Raw genomic sequence first — 16575 nt, forward strand, 5'->3', positions numbered from 1 at the left:
GTAGGGTGGAGCAGTAGTCGCTGTACTGGGCAGCAGGCCGCACGCCCTCGGGCATGGAGGGTCCCAGTGGCCTCGGCGCCAGCTTCGACGCCATGGTATAGAGGCCGTAACCGCGCGGCCCGGCTCGGAGCACCGGCAGGATCGCCCAGCCGATCAGGTTCGTCGTCCCCAAGGCCAGACCAAGCAGGGCGAGCAGCGCCGACCCGGCGCTCCACGCGAACCCGATCGCGACGAACGCGGCGGCCGCATAACTCATGGCCAGCAGCCTTAGCCCATGGCGCGCGTCGGCCAGGCGTATGGGCAGCAAGGCAGATGCGGTCCGGCCAAGGATCAGCAGGGTCAGGATCGTCGTTCCGTCATCCCCGCGATGCCAAGCCTCCGGCAGGTGCAGCACGGCCTTGGCCAGCGCTCCCAGCGCGACGATGCCGATCACGCTGGCCACCACGAAGGGCAGCGGCAGAGGGCGCGGGACCGACCGCTCCGCCCCGACAGTCGACGATCGTGGCGGGACGGCGATCAGCAACGGCACCATGGTCGCCCCGATCGTCACGCTGCCTACCGCGATCGCCCATAACAGCGCGGCGGTGCCGATACCCTTCCCCCCGCTCGCCACCCCGGCAACCATGAGCGAGGCGAGCGCGGTCCCCACCGTCCGTCCGCGGGAGAGGCTGACCGCGCGCGCAGGCGTGTCGCCCAAGCGGGTGAGCAGCGCGTTGTGCGGCATGTCGACCCCCGAATAGGCGATCCGGAACAGCAACGTCGCCGCCAGCAGCGCCGGCGCGCCATAGGGGGCAAGCAGCACCGTCGCCGGGAAGCTGATCCCCGACATCACCAGCGCGACTGCCGCGATCGGACCTGCGTGACGGGGACGGCCCGCCAGGTGGTTGCCGACAGCGAAATCGGCCAGCGCATTGGCCGCCAATCCGATGAGGAACAGCATCCCCGCCGTCATTGGTGCCAACCCGTAGACCGAGACGAGCAGATAGAGGGTCAGCAGGTCGCTGCCGCTCCACAACAGACTCTTGCCGACATGCGCTGTGCTATAGGTCGCCCAGGCCCGGCGCCACGTCATGGGATCCAGCGGACCTTGTACAGCTTCATCCCCGGCGTCTCGAACCGATGCTGACGGCGCGTATCGCGATCGGCGACCGTGAAGCCATGTGCCCACCAGCTTTCCTCCGCCTGCACCCACGCCATCGCCTCCCTCGTCACGCTGACCGCCTTGACCCGCAGCTTGGGGTTCACCGCCGGGATCGGCGCGAAAGCGCCATGGTCGGGATCGAAGGTCCATACCCCGTCATCGGTCGTGACGACATAGCCGCCTTCGGGTGTCGGCGACAGGTCGTGCCCGTCGTGCCGCCCGGGCAGCGTCCACCGTGCGGTTTCGGTCAGGCGGGGCGTGGCCGCCTTCGGATCGAACGAAAAGGCCTGGATCAGGTCGTGCGACAACGCGAACAGCCTTTGCCGTCGGGCGTCCCAGACCGCGCCATGGCCGGAGGTCAAGGGCAGGCTGATCAGCGGCCGCTCGCTCTGCGACAGCTTGTAGAGTTCCAGTCGGTCGCCCGCCGGGTTGATCGACAATGCCACCGCCGCATAGCCGCCGGGCAGCATGTCCGCTGAATGCGCCATCGGTGCCGTCGCGCGGAACCGCACTTTCCCGCTCGCCCGATCGATCAGCACGACGCCCCCGGTCGAGGCTGTGACGAGGATTGCCTTGTTCCCATCGACGGGTTTGCAGTCATCGATATGGCCCAGCAACTTGGTCCGATAGGCTGGCGGCAGGTCTGGGGCCGCACTGGCACTCCACCGCCATGTCTCGGCCGCGGCGTCGGCCGTTACAGCATATTCGCGGATCTGGTCGTCGCCACAGGCATAGAGGCGATCAGCGGCGACCGCGCCGGTGCTGATCAACAACCCGATCAAAACGCTCAACACCTTCAATCCCCGCATCGTTCTCGTCCTCATTTGATGACGATTGCGCCCCGCTCCGCCTCGTCATAGATATGTCACCTATAGTGAGTAATAGGCGATCGACCTGTTCGGGGAAAGAGGGGATTACGATGAAGACGTCACTGGCCCTACGCCGCCTGTTATTGCTCTCGTCGGCGCTTGCCGCGCCCGTTCAGGCCCAGACGTCGACCACGCCGCCCGCGCCCAAGCAGGCAAGCGACGAGATCGTTGTGACCGGCGCGCGGCTTCAGGCGGTGCGCGAGATCGAAGCGAAGCGAGAGATCCCGGTCATTTCCGACAGCATCAGTTCGGACGAGATCGGCACGTTGCCCGATTTCGGTTTGGGTGAGGCCCTGACTCGCGTGCCGGGCGTGTCGACGATCCAGAACAATGCGCGCGGCGAGGCGCAATTCCTGTCGATCCGTGGTCTCAACGCCGACTATAACCTCGTCCAGATCGACGGCGTATCGCTGCCCGCCAACGAGGTCGGACGCCGCAATGTCTCGCTCGACGTGATCCCCTCGTCGCTCGCGTCGCGGGTGGAGGTCTACAAGTCGGTCAACGCCGCGATGAACGGCAATGCGATCGGCGGTATCGCCAATTTGCGCACCCGAAGCGCCTTCGATGGCGGCGGCAAGCCCTTCATCGGCGGCCGGTTCGATATCGGCAAATGGGATTTCGAGCGGACACGCGGCAAGGCCAGGCCGTCGGGCCAGGCGGAACTGGTCGGCTCGACCACCTTCGGGCCGGATCGCAAGTTCGGCGTGGTGGTGGCGGGTAGCTTCTTCCGCCGGGACTCCGCCTCGCTCAACTCCGCCAGCGACAATTATCTCTATTTCGACCCCGCCACGGGCACGCGCCTGACGTCGCTGACCAACGACGTGTCGCGCGCCTTCGTGGCCCCGGATCGCCGCCGCTGGCTGCATTACGACAATGTCCGCCAGCGTTACGGCGTGTTCGGCAAGCTGGAATTCGACGACCATCGGATGTTCAGGACGGCGGTGACGCTGGCCGATTTTCGCCATACCAATGACGAGGAGCGGCAGTCGAACCTCGTCGCGGCGAACACCGCGGTGACGGCCGCGACTAATCGCTACACCAATTTCAGCGCCGTCACCGCGACCGGCGGCAATGTCGCCAACGCCAATACGCAGGTCGATCTGGTCAATTATTATCAGACCCGCCGCATGCGCTACGCCGATTTCCGGGGCGAGCTGTTGCCGGGCGACCGCATCCATGCCGATGTCGGCGTCAATTATGCGGTTGCGACCTATAGCCAGGACGCCAGCCTCGCGACCTATCGCATCGCGAACACCAACAACCTAGCCTATGCCTATACGATCACGCCGGGCCAGTTCACCCAGTTCAACTTCACCACGCCGGCCTATGTCGCCAATGCCGCCAATTATCGGCAATTCGAATATGGCACGACCGCCGAGGATCAGCGCGAGAACGCACTGACCGCCCGCGCCAATGTCGGCTTCAATACCGAGGCGGAGGATAGTGGCTTCGGCGTCGCGACCGGCGCCTTTGCCCGCTTCCTTGATCGCCGCTACGATTTCGTCCAGGATAATTACCGGACGAACACCGCCTCCAACTATCCGCTTTCGGGCGTGCTCGCGCTTGAATCCTACACGCCGTATAACGGCGGCGGGCAGACGATGCTGTTCGTCGATCCGGTCGCGGCGCGGACCTTCTTCGATGCCAACCGCAATGGCTTCACCGCCAATTCGGCCAATGCGGGCAACAGCCTTCAATCGGATTACAACCTGACCGAGAATATCGTCGCGGGTTATTGGATGGCGCGCTACGCGCTCGATACGGCGCGGCTGACGGCGGGGATCCGGTTCGAGGATACGACGCTGACCACCGGTTCCTATCGCCTGCGCGGCACGACCTATATTTGGCGGCAGCAGGGACAGCATTATCAGGACTGGCTGCCCTCGGCCCAGTTCGACTGGGACCTGACCGATCGGCTGCGGTTCCGTGCCGCCTATAGCCGCACGCTCGGTCGCCCCAATTACGACGACCTCGCCGCGCGCGAGAGCGTCAAGGTCAACAGTTCGACCGGCGCGATCAGCATCACGTCGGGCAATCCAGACCTGAAGCCGCGCCGTTCGGACAATTACGACCTGAGCCTGGAATATTATGTCAACCGCGACGTGCTGTTCTCGGCGGTCCTATTCGGCAAGGACATCAAGAACGAGATCATCACCGTCCGCAACCAGGCAAGCGAACTGTTCGACGGCATGCCGCAACTCGTCACCCGCATCCGCCCGGTCAATGCCAGCAGCGCCAAGGTACAGGGTATCGAGCTGAACGCGGTGATGGCGCGGATGCCGTTCCTGCCCGGCCCGCTCGCCGGGCTGGGCGTTTCGGCCAATGTCACGCTGCTCGATCCGACGCCGCCGGAGGTGACCTTGTCCGACGGTGTGACCCGCCGTCGTCTGTCGGGGCTGTTCGAAAGCGCGAACACGGTCGCCAACGTCAAATTGTTCTACACCGCCGGTCCGGTCACGGTGCAGGGAGCCTGGAACCACCTGTCGCCGATCCTCTATTCGGTCTCGACCACCGATCCGCTCGGCGACCGGCGCTATGCCGCCAGCGACCTGTTCGACGCGCAGGTCCGCCTGACTCTCAACCCGCATCTGACGATCGTCGCCCAGGGAAAGAACCTGACCGACTTCCGCCCGCAGCGGATGTTCGGCCCGAACTTCGGGCTGTTGCGCGAAGAAATCGACAATGGTCGCGCCTTCTACATCGGCGCGCTGCTGCGATACTGATGCGCGGTCATGTGGACATTGGTCGATGTGCCATCGTCGGACAGCTCCGCCGCACATCGTTCCTGGCTCGTAACAAAGCTATCACAAAGCACCTCTACCGACGCTGACGCCATAGCTTGATCCATATCAATGCGTTTTCGATCGATGTTACGCTCAACACATGGAGGAAACCGATGTTCGATCACCATCGTCTGTGCCGCTCCGCGGCCTGGAGCCTGACCTCTGCCTTAGCGCTATTCGGCGCCCACCAGGCCAGCGCCGCCACCTGCCAATCCGCCGCCTATCAGATGGCGGAAATCATGAACACGCGTGCGACCGGCGACACGCTGTTCCTGGCGCATCGCGGCAATTGGGGACCATATAACCGCAACGACAACACCATCCCGGAAAATTCCATCGCCTCGGGTGCATCGGCGAACGCCGACTGCATGGACGGCATCGAATATGACGTGAAGGAGTCGAAAGACGGCGTCCTCTATCTGATGCACGATTTCAACCTGGGCCGCACCACGGACATCTACCGCTTCCAGTCCGGCGGCAAATATGATCCGATCCACGATAGGGGCGCCAACCCAGCGGTCAGCAGCATGATGGCGACCCAGCTCGACCGGCTCACCCTGCTGCTGCCCAATCGGTCGGGCTTGTCGGATCAGGGTCTGCCCCGCGTCAGCAAGGTGCTGGAGACCTATAAGGGCAATCGGTGGTCGACACCGATCATCTTCGACACCAAGACGACCAGCGCGGTGCGGATGCTCGATTCCCTGGTCGCGGGGCTGGTGCCGAACGGCGGGGAGGTGATGGGCGTCAAGGTCAACGCGACCCTCTATCCGACGCCCCAGTCCTTCTGGCGCGACAGCCGCCACCTGAAGGTCATTCCGGTCTTTACCACCAACATGCTGGGCAAGATCAGCGTGGCCGACGCCTTCAACGCCTGGTCCAGCCGGGTGCGGACGATGGAGATCAACGTCAAACAGGCTGGCGGCCTGTTGTCCTATCAGAAGGATCAGGCGCTGAACAAAGGCATCCGTGTCGGTGTGTTCCAGGCGATACCGGATGGTCCCTATACCGACACCTTCTACAAGAACACCGGTGCGTGCTGCTATAAGCTGTCGGATCTCTACTACACCTATTACGTCAATCGTCAGGTGGCGGGCCGCGACACCGACGATCGGCGCGGGCAGATGCCCTTCCTGGTCCAGCAGCATTTCGGCCTGATCACCACCGATGATCCCCATGGCACGGTCCGCTACCTGGCGCGCGCGGGCAAGCGCCAGAACCACTTCCAGGGCTATTGGGGCTGATCGCGGCCGACCGATGATGGGCCGGTGGGCGGACTTTGCGCCGCCCACCGGATTGCGACAGGTCAGTGCGCTTGGCGTGCGATCCGGAAGCGCAGGCGATATTGATCGGGGCCCAGTTCCTCGATCTGGATCGGCTCCGTCAGGCTGTGGCCCGCCCGTGTGAGGATCGTCGGCATGTCCTGCTGGACCAGCTGCGAAAATACCAAGTCGTCGAGTGGCGCTCCGGCAGCGTTCGGCTCGGCCGACACGACGCAGATATCGGCATCGCACGCGCTCCTGACCGCGCGCAGCATGGGCAGATATTGCGACACCATCCGGTCGACGCCCGCCGCGTCCAATATCGCTGGCAGCGGCTTTGCCGGATCAGCTTTCACGAGTTCACGATGCGGCATGTCACGCCCGCGGGCGGAGACGACCACGACCCGATCGTTCGATGACTTGCCATCGTCGGATTCATGGTTGCGGATCAGGAAGGCACCGATGCCCAAGATGACGACCAGACCTGCCGTCACGGTTAACGGCTTTCCCAAACTACGAACCCGGACAAGCGATTTCGACATGGTCCACCTCCTCTAATTAAAGGTCATGCTGATCGCAGTCGGTCGCTAATCTTACAAGATAAAACTTGTATCATGCCAATTTTTCGAAATAGATGAAAATACTTTTCGTGAGATACCACTATTATGGCGCCATACAGATGGCGGTAATCGGCATGGCGATTGCTTCTGCTCCCGCGCATGCACGGACCGGATTAAATGCCGCCGACGTGAATGCAGATTCAGTTGCTAGAATGTTGCATTCCCGGACGGATTTTTCCTGGATTTTCGATCCGATAGTCCTCGAACACATTGAAGTCACGGAGCCGGACAGGCATGATGCCCGGCAGGTGATCGAGCTGGCGAACGTTGCAAGATCCAAAGGCTTAGCCGACCGACCCGATGTGCGCGCCGCGCGTGCCGCTGCGGATGACCTGATCCTGGCGGAGGCTGCCCGCCGCAGCCTGGTCGATTCTATCCGACCGACCGATGCCGAGATCGCACAACGGATCGCGGCCCATCCGGGGCGGTACGATGAGTATCGTCTGCGTCACATCTTCGTCGCCGTCGGCCCGACCCGCGACGGCAAGCGCCGCACCGAAGCCGATGCTCTAGCGCTCGCGCGGCAAATCCGCGCGCGGATCATGGGCGGCGAGCGCTTCGAAATGGTCGCGCAGGCCGCGTCGGAGGATGCCTCCACCGCGATTGAAGGAGGCGCGCTTTCCGAACTGCTCGGCGCCACGATGAACGATGCCTTCTTCCCCTATGTGCAAGCATTGCCCGCGGGCGGAATCACCGAACCGATACGCGGACCGGAGGGTTTTCACATCCTCAAGCTCGACGCCCGTCAGCCTGCTAGCCCGACGTCTGCACGCTATTGGGTCGAGCAAGATATCCTGAAGGAGCGCCTGCCAGCCTTGATCGCCGAGGCGATCGCCTCCAACAACAAGGCCCCTCGAGCCGGTTTGATAGACACCAAATAAGGTGTTTTTGGGACCGAGAGAGGTGGCTCGGGATATCGGCACAGCGGGGATGAGTGGATTGCCGCTTTGATCGCGGCCATGCTGGCCGCGAAGAGGAGGCAAGATGAGCGAGTGACCGGGCCAGAACCACAGCCCGGCGTTCAAGGCGAAGGTGGCGCTGGCTGCCGTGAAGGGCGGGAAGACGCTGGCCGATTTGGCGCAGCAGTATCACATGCACCCAAACCTCATCAATCAGTGGCGGGGACGGTCGCTGGATGGTGCAGCGAATGTGTTCGGGGCAGAACCCGCTGCTGGCGCAGCGGGTCCGGGGTCAGGAGCCGAGGGGTATCGCATCAGCGGGGGCAGCGCTGCGCTGTTTGGATGGCTCAACGCTGCCCCCGCTGCGATAACAAGCCCGCCATGATCTTCGGCATCAACGCGATGCAGGGATTGCGGGTGATTTACGATCATCAGGCCAAGCGGTTTTGGTTCGACTAATCGCGTTGCAAGGTGCCGGTGTGGTCGAGGACGGGAGGGCTGACGCTTTCCCGATTGGGGAACCGATTACAAGAATCCAGCCGAGAGAATCCCTTTGACGAACGCCCTCAATTAGAATTTCTCAAAACCAGTTCCCGATTGCTATTTCCCAAAGCCACCGGCCAATCACGGGAAAGCGGGAATGCCATCGACCGGTTAGCGGTGAAGGACGAGGCGTCAAAATCTCGCGCGCTTCTTGTCGACCAGGGCACGGTGAACCGCTCACCCAAGCCTATTTTGCAACAATCGCGAGCGCCCCCCGCAACGGCGCCGCGTTGAACCTGCCACGACCGGCCCATGAGCCGGCGCGCATCACCTCCAACGACCCAGGCGACGCCCGCGTCGCCTGGGTCGTTGGAGGTGATGCGCGCCTTATCGATCCGGGGCTTGTCAGCGCGGCCTTCGACGATTCATGGTCGACCCTCGAGCAGGAGGTCGCGCTGATCGACCGGCTGTTCGGCGGCGAGATCGCCGCGCTGTTCGAAAGGCCTGGTCATGGGAACGGAAATGTTCGCGGGTAAGCGTGTCTTCGTCTATGCGCGGGTATCGACCACGCGGCAGGAGAAGAACGACCTGTCGCTGCCGGATCAGATCGCCACCGCCGAACGCTGGATCGAGGATAACGGCGCTCAGACCGTTCGCGTCTTCTCGGAAGCGGGCAGCGCCACCGACGACCATCGCCGTGCCTTCCGCGAGATGATCGCGCTTGCCGAATCGGACGAGCATCCGGTCGACATCATCCTGGCGCATTCGCTGTCGCGGCTGTTCCGTAACGCGCTCGACTTCATGCAGTGTCGAGAGCGACTGCGTAGCAAGAAGATCCGCATCATCTCGGTGACGCAGAATTTCGGCGACGATCCGACGTCCGACCTCGCCGTGTCGATGCTCGCCATCTCCGACGAATATCATTCGGCCGAGAACGCCAAGCATGTCCGTCGCACCATGGTCGCCAATGCCGTCAACGGCTTCTGGAACGGCCAGACGCCGCCGATCGGCTTTCGCACCTGCACCGTGCCACAGGCACCCGGCAAGGATCGCAAGAAGCTGGAGCACGATCCCGAGATGCTCGACATGGTCCGCTACATCTTCAAGACCTACCGCGACGGCACGGCCAAGGGCCCGATTAGCGTCACGGGCCTTGCCCATCACCTGAACGAGCGCGGCTACCGCATCCGGGGCAAGCGGTTCAGCATCGGCACGCTGCACAACATCCTGACCAACACCGCCTATATCGGCTACGTTATCTTCAACCGCCGGGACTCGCGCACCGGTGAGACGCGGCCGGAAAGCGAGTGGGTGCCGATCCCGGTGCCGCCGATCATCGACGAAGACACGTTCTACGCGGTCCGCCAGCAGATGGCCGACCGCGACCCAAGGATGGGCGAGGCCGCCGCGAAGACCAACACGAACCTGCTGACCAGTCGCGCGGTCTGCGGCTGCGGCGGGGATGGCTGCGGCGCGGGGATGATGACGAGTACCGGCAAGTCCGGTCAGTATCGCTATTACGCCTGCTCGGCGCGGATCAAGCGCGGGCCGGATGCATGCTCGGGACGACGTGTTCCGATGGAGCAGTTGGACGATCTGGTCGTCGACGCCGTGACCCGCCATCTCGTCCAGCCGGAACGGCTGACCGCGCTTCTCCAGACATGGCTGGACCGGTCGGAAACCGCCGTCGCCGAGCGCGCGGCCGAACTGAAGCGGCTGCGCGCCCGGCTGACCCAGCTCGAAGGCGAAAGCGCCCGTGTGATCAAGCTGGTACGGCTCGAGGTGCTCAGCCCGGACGATCCGCAGGTCGCCACCGAACTCGGCAACATCCGCGCGCAGAAGGCCAGTACGCAGGCCGACATCGCCGTCCTCGAACGGCAGCTTGATGCTGGCGATCGGCGAATCACGCCTGCGATCATCGCCAAATTCGGCGATCTGCTCCGCCGCAAGCTCCACAAGCCAGACGGCAGGACGCGCAAGGAATACATTCACCTGCTCGTCGATCGTGTCGAGGTCGGCGACCGCGAGGTGCGGATCACGGGACGCAACGCGATGTTGGAACGGGCCATCATGGCATCCCAGACGCCGGGTGCCGCAGTGCCCAAAGCTGAACAGAAATGGCGCGCCCGGCTGGATTCGAACCAGCGACCACAAGCTTAGAAGGCTCGTGCTCTATCCAACTGAGCTACGGGCGCGCGGGGGGATGCTCGTAGCGCGGATTGTGTCGCGGTGGAACCGGGATCATAAGGGCGGCCATGGATCAGGGGGCGAAAAGCGGCGGGGCGGCGTTCCGCTACTATGACATGGTGATGGCGGCGTTCGTCGCCATTCTGCTGCTGTCGAACGTCATCGGCGCGGGCAAGGTGGCGGTGATCCATCTGCCGGTGCTGGGCGACTGGCCGTTCGGGGCGGGCATCCTGTTCTTTCCGCTCAGCTATGTGATCGGTGACGTGCTGACCGAGGTCTATGGCTATGCCCGCGCGCGGCGGGTGATCTGGGCGGGGACGGTCGCGGTGCTGTTCATGGCGTTCATGAGCTGGGTCGTCGTCGCGCTGCCGCCGGCGTCGAGTTGGACCAACCAGGCCGCCTATGCGGTGATCTTCGGGCAGGTGCCGCGCATCGTGCTGGCCAGCGTCTGCGCCTTTTGGGCCGGCGAATTCGTCAACGCCTATGTGATGGCGCGGATGAAGCTGTGGACCGAGGGGCGGCATTTGTGGACGCGGACGATCGGCTCGACCCTGGTCGGGCAGGGGGTCGACAGCCTGATCTTCTACCCGCTCGCCTTCTGGGGCGCGACCGGCTGGACGACCGATCTGGTCGTGACCGTGCTGTTCACCCAATGGGCGCTGAAGGTCGGATGGGAGGTGCTGCTGACCCCGGTCACCTATCTCGTGGTGCGGGCGCTCAAGCGGGCGGAGGGCGTCGACGTGTTCGACCGCGATACCGATTTCACGCCGTTCCGGGCGCGGGTGTGACCGAAGGGGGGGGCGGCCAGCCTGTCACCGCCGCCCCGTCCGGAATGTCAGGCGCCGACCGCCTCGACCAGCCCTTCGAACAGGCGGCGGCCATCGTCGCCGCCATGCGCGGTTTCGATCCGCCGCTCCGGATGCGGCATCATGCCGAGCACGTTGCCGCGATCGTTGAGCAGGCCGGCAATGCCCCGGGCCGAACCGTTGACCGCCTCGCCATAGCGGAAGGCGACCCGGCCTTCGCCCTCCAGCCGCTCGAGCGTCGCATCATCGGCGAAATAATTGCCGTCATGATGCGCCACCGGCACCCGGATCGTCTCGCCGGCGGCATAGCGGCGGGTGAAGGCGCTGTCGTTATTCTCCACGGTCAGCGTCACGTCGCGACAGACGAAGTTGAGGCCGCCATTGCGCATCAGGGCGCCGGGCAGCAGCCCCGCCTCGGTCAGCACCTGGAAGCCGTTGCAGACGCCCAGCACCGGCAGACCCTTGCCCGCCGCCTCGACGACCGCGCGCATGATCGGCGAACGCGCCGCGATCGCGCCGGAACGGAGATAGTCGCCATAGGAGAAGCCGCCGGGCACCGCGACCAGCGCCGTGCCGGCTGGCAATTCGCTCTCGCCATGCCAGACCATCGCCGGGGCCGTGCCGGTCACCGCCTCCAGCGCCACCGCCAGGTCCCGGTCGCAATTCGAGCCGGGGAAGACGAGGACCGCGGTCTTCACGCCTTCACCACCCGGTAATTCTCGATCACCGTGTTGGCGAGGAGCTGACGACACATCGCGTCGATCGCCGCGTCGTCGGTGTCGTCGGCGACCTCCATCTCGAAGACCTTGCCGGCGCGGACGTCCTCGACGCCGGCGAAGCCCAGGCTGCCGAGCGCATGATGGATGGCGCGGCCCTGCGGATCGAGCACGCCGGGCTTCAGGGTGACGAAAATCTGGAGCTTCACGAGACGGGAGTCCTTACTTGCCGCGGCGCTTGCGGTGGCTGTCGAGATCGAGAACCGCCGAATCCTCTCCCTCGGGGAGCAGGCCGAGCCGGCGTGCGACTTCCTGATAGGCCTCGGCCTCGCCACCCAGGTCGCGGCGGAACCGGTCCTTGTCCATCTTCTCGTTGGTTTCCATGTCCCACAGGCGGCAGCCATCAGGGCTGATCTCGTCCGCCAGGATGATCCGGCCGTAATCGTCGTCCCAGACCCGGCCGAATTCCAGCTTGAAGTCGACCAGGCGGATGCCGACGCCGGCGAACAGGCCGCAGAGGAAGTCGTTCACGCGGATCGCCAGATCGGCGATGTCGTGCATCTCCTCCTGGCTCGCCCAGCCGAAGCAGGCGATATGCTCCTCGGAGACCATCGGGTCGCCGAGCGCATCGTCCTTGTAATAATATTCGATGATCGTGCGGGGCAGCTTGGTGCCCTCCTCGATCCCCAGCCGCTTCGACAGCGAGCCGGCGGCGACGTTGCGGACGACCACCTCGATCGGCACGATCTCGACCTGGCGAATCAGCTGCTCGCGCATGTTGAGGCGGCGGATGAAGTGCGTCGGCACGCCGATATGGTCGAGCAGCGTGAAGACATGCTCGGAGATACGGTTGTTGAGCACGCCCTTGCCGTTGATCGTGCCCTTCTTCTGGGCATTGAAGGCGGTGGCGTCGTCCTTGAAATACTGGATCAAGGTGCCCGGCTCCGGGCCCTCGTACAGGATCTTGGCCTTGCCTTCGTAGATCTGGCGGCGGCGAGCCATGCGGTTCCCCTGAAATAAGAACAGCCCCGGCACCCCAGTTGCGAGGCCCGAGGCGGGATGGGCGGCCTATAGGGGAAGGGCGGTCGCGGCGCAATGGAGCGATCGCGCCGGCCCGGCGCACCGTCGACGATACGCGACCATGCCGCGTGGCAGCGGCGGCCAGCGCTTCCCGCGATCGGGGCCGGTTCGATGCGGCGGATCAGATAAAGATTGTAGAACAAAGGGATGAGCAGTTTATGTGTAATATACTATTGGCGGCACATCATTTCATCCACCAGTGAGATACATGTCAAAAACGTAAGCCATGACAAAGTGAAACCATGGATCACATCGCTGGTCGTTGCCCTGCTTGTAAAGGAGGCAGGATATGAACAAGCTGATGACCGTGCGTGCTGGTGCCGTGCTGTTGGCGACGACGGGGGTGGCCTCGGCCAAGCCCTGGTTCGCGAGCCAGGCGCAGATCTCGCTCAATGACGGCGCGGCAAGGGCCTTTGTCTGGCTGGTGAGGAATGGTGACGCCTATCGCACGGTCACCTGCCGCGACACGGCCGACGTGCTGGCGACCTTCCGGCCCGAGGCGGTGGCCTTCGACATGACCCACAACAAGAAGGGCAAGCCCGTCGAACAGGAGCAGGTCGCCGGCATCGAGACCTTCACGCCGGTGGCCTTCCGGAATTGCCAGGTCGTGGGCGGCAACCAGTTCGTGAACCAGGTGGACAAGACGCTGGGCTGGGCACCGCCGGCACGCTGAGCCCGATCCCCGCTTTCCATCTCCGTCCCGAAACGGCCGTGGCGACATCCGCCATGGCTGTTTTGCTGTCCAGTGGTAGTGGATGGAAAATCCATTGCCGACAGCAAGTTATATGCTGTGCAAGTTCAAGTAAGTATCGATGAGGTGTTCGAGTCTATTACAGCGTCATGAAGAAAGCTTAACCTGTAAAAGGAGAAACCCAAATGTCGAAGCCGTCGTTATTGTCCTGCTTGCTAAGGAGGTAAACATGAACAAGCTGATGATCGGTTGTGTTGGTGCATCCCTGATGCTGGTGGCGGGCGCCGCGACGGCGCAGCCCTGGGTCGCGGAACAGGCCCGCATCCCGCTCAACAACGGTGCGGCGATGGAGGTCATCTCGCTGGTGAAGAACGGCCCGGTGGCCCGCACCGTCGCCTGCCGCGACACCGCCGATGTGCTGGCGACCTTCCGCCCCGAGGCGGTGGCCTTCGACGTCACCCACAACAAGAAGGGCAAGCCGGTCGACCAGGAGCAGGTCGCGGGCGTCGAGACCTTCACCCCGGTGGCGTTCCAGAACTGCCAGGTCACGGCCGGCAACCACATCCAGCCCGATGTCGATCACACGCTGGGCTGGGCCCCGCCGGTGAGCTGATCCGGGCCACCGCCCGGTCTCCGGTCTCTTCGACTACCGACACGGCCATGGCGGCATCCGCCATGGCCGTTCGCCGATGAGGGATGGCCCTGTGCAGGGGGCGGCTTTGGCGCTATCAGGAGAACAGATGGCGACCGAACTGACCGACCCCGACACGCCGATCGGCGTTTTCGATGCTCCCTTCGACAGCGCGCTGAGCGAGCGCTACCTCGTCTATGCCCTGTCGACGATCACCGCGCGTTCGCTGCCGGACGTGCGCGACGGGCTGAAGCCGGTGCATCGCCGCCTGCTCTGGGCGATGCGGCTGCTCAAGCTCGACCCGACGCAAGGCTATAAGAAATGCGCGCGCGTCGTCGGCGACGTGATCGGCAAATATCATCCGCATGGCGACCAGTCGGTCTATGACGCGATGGTCCGCCTCGCCCAGACCTTCTCGCTCCGCTATCCGCTGGTCGACGGCCAGGGCAATTTCGGCAATATCGACGGCGATAACGCCGCCGCCTATCGCTATACCGAGGCGCGGCTGACCCAGGTCGCGATCGACCTGATGGACGGGCTGGACGAGGATGCCGTCGCCTATCGTCCGACCTATAATGGCGAGGAGCAGGAGCCGGAACTGTTTCCGGGCCTCTTCCCCAATCTGCTCGCCAATGGCGCCAGCGGCATCGCGGTCGGCATGGCGACCAGCATCCCGCCGCACAATGCCGCCGAGCTGCTCGACGCGGCGGTCGCCCTGGTCGACGACCGGTCGGCCGACGTGCTCGGCTTCGTGCGGGGGCCGGATTTCCCGACCGGCGGCCTGGTGGTCGATCCGCCGGCGGTGATCGCCGAAAGCTATCGCACCGGGCGCGGCGCCTTCCGGGTGCGGGCGCGCTGGACGATCGAGCGGGAGAAGGGCGGTGGCTGGCAGGCGGTGGTCAGCGAGATCCCGTACGGCGTGCAGAAGGGCAAGCTGATCGAGCAGATCGCGTCGCTGATCAACGACAAGAAGCTGCCGATCCTGGCCGACGTCCGCGACGAATCCGACGAGGCGGTGCGCATCGTGCTGGAGCCGCGCGCGCGCACGGTCGACGTGCAGGTGCTGATGGACGGACTGTTCCGCCTGACCGACCTGGAGACGCGTGTCCCGCTCAACCTCAACGTGCTCGACAAGGAGCGCACGCCGCGCGTGATGAGCCTGGCCGAGGCGCTGGCGGCCTGGGTCGACCACCAGTTCGTCGTGCTCGACCGGCGCACGCGCCACCGGCTGGGCAAGATCGCCGACCGGATCGAGTTGCTCGACGGCTATCTGGTCGCCTATCTCAACCTCGACCGGGTGATCGAGATCATCCGGACCGAGGACGAGCCCAAGGCGGTGATGATCGCCGAGTTCGGCCTGACCGATCGCCAGGCGGAGGCGATCCTCAACATGCGGCTGCGCTCGCTCCGTCGGCTGGAGGAGTTCGAGATCCGCAAGGAGCGCGACCAGCTCGATGCCGAGCGGGTGACGCTGGAGGCGCTGCTCGCCGATCCCAAGAAGCAGAAGGCGCGGATGAAGCGCGACCTGAAGCGAATCCGCGACCGCTATGGACCGGATACGTTGCTCGGCAAGCGCCGCACCGATGTGGAGGAGGCCGCGCCGACCCGCGACATCCCGCTGGAGGCGATGATCGAGCGCGAGCCGATCACCGTCATCCTGTCGCAACGCGGCTGGATCCGCGCGATGAAGGGGCATAACGACCTGGCGGCGGCCGAGACGCTGAAGTTCAAGGAGGGCGATGGCCCCGCCTTCGCCTTCCACGCCCAGACCACCGACAAGCTGCTGCTCGCGGCCGAGAATGGGCGTTTCTACACGCTGGCGGCGGACAAGCTGCCGGGCGGGCGCGGCTTCGGCGAGCCGGTCCGCGCGATGATCGACCTCGACGGCAGCGTCGGCGTGGTCGCGCTGCTGGCGGCGTCGGCGCAAGGCCGGCTGCTGGTCGCGGCCAGCGACGGGCGCGGCTTCATCGTTCCCGTCGCCGACACGATCGCGGAGACGCGCAAGGGCAAGACGATCGTCACCCCGCGCGCCGGCGCGGTGCTGAAGGTGGTGCGGCCGGTGGGGGCGGGCGACGATTATGTCGCGGCGATCGGCGACAATCGCAAGATGCTGGTCTTCCCGATCAACGAGCTGGTCGAGATGACGCGGGGGCAGGGGCTGCAGCTCCAGCGGTTCCGCGACGGCGGCCTGTCGGACGCGCGCACTTTCGTCTTCGCCGAGGGGCTCAGCTGGGTGATGGGCGGCGAGGGGCGGCGGGTCCGCACCGAAACCGACCTGTCGCTGTGGCGGGCGGCGCGCGGCGCGGCCGGGCGGATGCCGCCGACCGGCTTTCCGCGGGACAATCGCTTCGCGTGACGGGCGCGGCGCGGTCCTTGCCGGATATAGCCGGTGGCCCGCCAAATCCGGCTG

Annotated in this window: 14 protein-coding genes, 1 tRNA gene and 1 pseudogene; 8 read left to right on the forward strand and 8 right to left on the reverse strand. The window is 64.7% G+C overall.

The annotated features are described in order from the left end of the window. Together BRX43_RS16830 and BRX43_RS16835 are read right to left on the reverse strand one after the other, a co-directional pair. Positions 1 to 1072, reverse strand: a 1072-nt coding sequence (locus tag BRX43_RS16830; protein WP_164523653.1) for an MFS transporter, incomplete at its 3' end; no start/stop codon positions are given. Continuing rightward, on the reverse strand, positions 1069 to 1932 hold the full coding sequence (locus BRX43_RS16835) for a DUF6528 family protein (protein WP_125996253.1): 864 nt from the start codon (positions 1930 to 1932) through the stop codon (positions 1069 to 1071). The genes BRX43_RS16830 and BRX43_RS16835, both read right to left, overlap by 4 nt. A gap of 128 nt (positions 1933 to 2060) precedes the next feature. On the opposite strand from BRX43_RS16835, the gene BRX43_RS16840 reads away from it, so the two are divergent. Together BRX43_RS16840 and BRX43_RS16845 are read left to right on the forward strand one after the other, a co-directional pair. Beyond that, on the forward strand, positions 2061 to 4733 hold the full coding sequence (locus BRX43_RS16840) for a TonB-dependent receptor (protein WP_164523654.1): 2673 nt from the start codon (positions 2061 to 2063) through the stop codon (positions 4731 to 4733). 173 nt (positions 4734 to 4906) lie between these two features. Then, positions 4907 to 6034: a glycerophosphodiester phosphodiesterase family protein gene (locus BRX43_RS16845; RefSeq protein ID WP_125996255.1), complete on the forward strand. Its 1128-nt coding sequence runs from the start codon at positions 4907 to 4909 to the stop codon at positions 6032 to 6034. Between the two features lie 62 nt (positions 6035 to 6096). On the opposite strand, the gene BRX43_RS16850 is transcribed toward BRX43_RS16845, so the two are convergent. Next, positions 6097 to 6594 carry a hypothetical protein gene (locus tag BRX43_RS16850; protein ID WP_125996256.1) on the reverse strand — a complete coding sequence of 166 codons (498 nt, stop codon included), beginning with the start codon at positions 6592 to 6594 and terminating at the stop codon, positions 6097 to 6099. Positions 6595 to 6686: 92 nt separating this feature from the next. Here BRX43_RS16850 and BRX43_RS16855 point away from each other — a divergent pair, with 92 nt between their 5' ends. Together BRX43_RS16855 and BRX43_RS21025 are read left to right on the forward strand one after the other, a co-directional pair. Beyond that, a complete protein-coding gene (locus BRX43_RS16855) occupies positions 6687 to 7553 on the forward strand; it encodes a peptidylprolyl isomerase (RefSeq protein ID WP_125996257.1) in 867 nt (288 codons plus the stop codon). Between the two features lie 151 nt (positions 7554 to 7704). Then, positions 7705 to 7830 (forward strand): annotated as a pseudogene (locus BRX43_RS21025) (IS3 family transposase); the annotation flags it as partial. Between the two features lie 629 nt (positions 7831 to 8459). On the opposite strand, the gene BRX43_RS21030 reads toward BRX43_RS21025, so the two are convergent. Together BRX43_RS21030 and BRX43_RS16870 are read right to left on the reverse strand one after the other, a co-directional pair. Continuing rightward, positions 8460 to 10208: a hypothetical protein gene (locus tag BRX43_RS21030; protein ID WP_241215023.1), complete on the reverse strand. Its 1749-nt coding sequence runs from the start codon at positions 10206 to 10208 to the stop codon at positions 8460 to 8462. Beyond that, a tRNA-Arg gene (locus BRX43_RS16870) sits at positions 10173 to 10249 on the reverse strand. The genes BRX43_RS21030 and BRX43_RS16870 overlap by 36 nt, the downstream gene beginning before the upstream one ends. A gap of 60 nt (positions 10250 to 10309) precedes the next feature. Between BRX43_RS16870 and BRX43_RS16875 the strand changes: the two genes are divergently transcribed. Then, positions 10310 to 11029 (forward strand): queuosine precursor transporter, encoded by a 720-nt coding sequence (locus tag BRX43_RS16875; RefSeq protein WP_125996258.1) that lies wholly within the window; start codon positions 10310 to 10312, stop codon positions 11027 to 11029. Between the two features lie 47 nt (positions 11030 to 11076). Here the strand turns inward: BRX43_RS16875 and purQ are convergent, their stop codons facing one another. The 3 genes from purQ to purC are packed head-to-tail and all read right to left on the reverse strand — an operon-like array spanning position 11077 to position 12765. Beyond that, positions 11077 to 11745 (reverse strand): phosphoribosylformylglycinamidine synthase subunit PurQ, encoded by a 669-nt coding sequence (gene purQ, locus BRX43_RS16880; RefSeq protein ID WP_125996259.1) that lies wholly within the window; start codon positions 11743 to 11745, stop codon positions 11077 to 11079. Further along, positions 11742 to 11972 carry a phosphoribosylformylglycinamidine synthase subunit PurS gene (gene purS, locus BRX43_RS16885; RefSeq protein WP_125996260.1) on the reverse strand — a complete coding sequence of 77 codons (231 nt, stop codon included), beginning with the start codon at positions 11970 to 11972 and terminating at the stop codon, positions 11742 to 11744. Before purS ends, purQ begins: the two co-directional genes overlap by 4 nt. Positions 11973 to 11985: 13 nt before the next feature. Beyond that, positions 11986 to 12765 (reverse strand): phosphoribosylaminoimidazolesuccinocarboxamide synthase, encoded by a 780-nt coding sequence (gene purC, locus BRX43_RS16890; protein ID WP_125996261.1) that lies wholly within the window; start codon positions 12763 to 12765, stop codon positions 11986 to 11988. Between the two features lie 367 nt (positions 12766 to 13132). Between purC and BRX43_RS16895 the strand changes: the two genes are divergently transcribed. The 3 genes from BRX43_RS16895 to parC all read left to right on the forward strand — a co-directional run bounded on the left by BRX43_RS16895 (position 13133) and on the right by parC (position 16521). Then, a complete protein-coding gene (locus BRX43_RS16895; RefSeq protein WP_125996262.1) occupies positions 13133 to 13516 on the forward strand; it encodes a hypothetical protein in 384 nt (127 codons plus the stop codon). Positions 13517 to 13763: 247 nt separating this feature from the next. Beyond that, complete coding sequence (locus BRX43_RS16900; RefSeq protein ID WP_125996263.1) at positions 13764 to 14147, forward strand: hypothetical protein; 384 nt, start codon at positions 13764 to 13766, stop codon at positions 14145 to 14147. Between the two features lie 127 nt (positions 14148 to 14274). Next, entirely contained in the window at positions 14275 to 16521 is a 2247-nt protein-coding gene (parC, locus tag BRX43_RS16905) for a DNA topoisomerase IV subunit A (protein ID WP_125996264.1), read from the forward strand. Positions 16522 to 16575 lie beyond the last annotated feature (54 nt).

It is taken from the genome of Sphingomonas sp. S-NIH.Pt15_0812 (assembly GCF_003951315.1).
In the GTDB taxonomy this organism is placed as follows: Bacteria; Pseudomonadota; Alphaproteobacteria; order Sphingomonadales; family Sphingomonadaceae; genus Sphingomonas.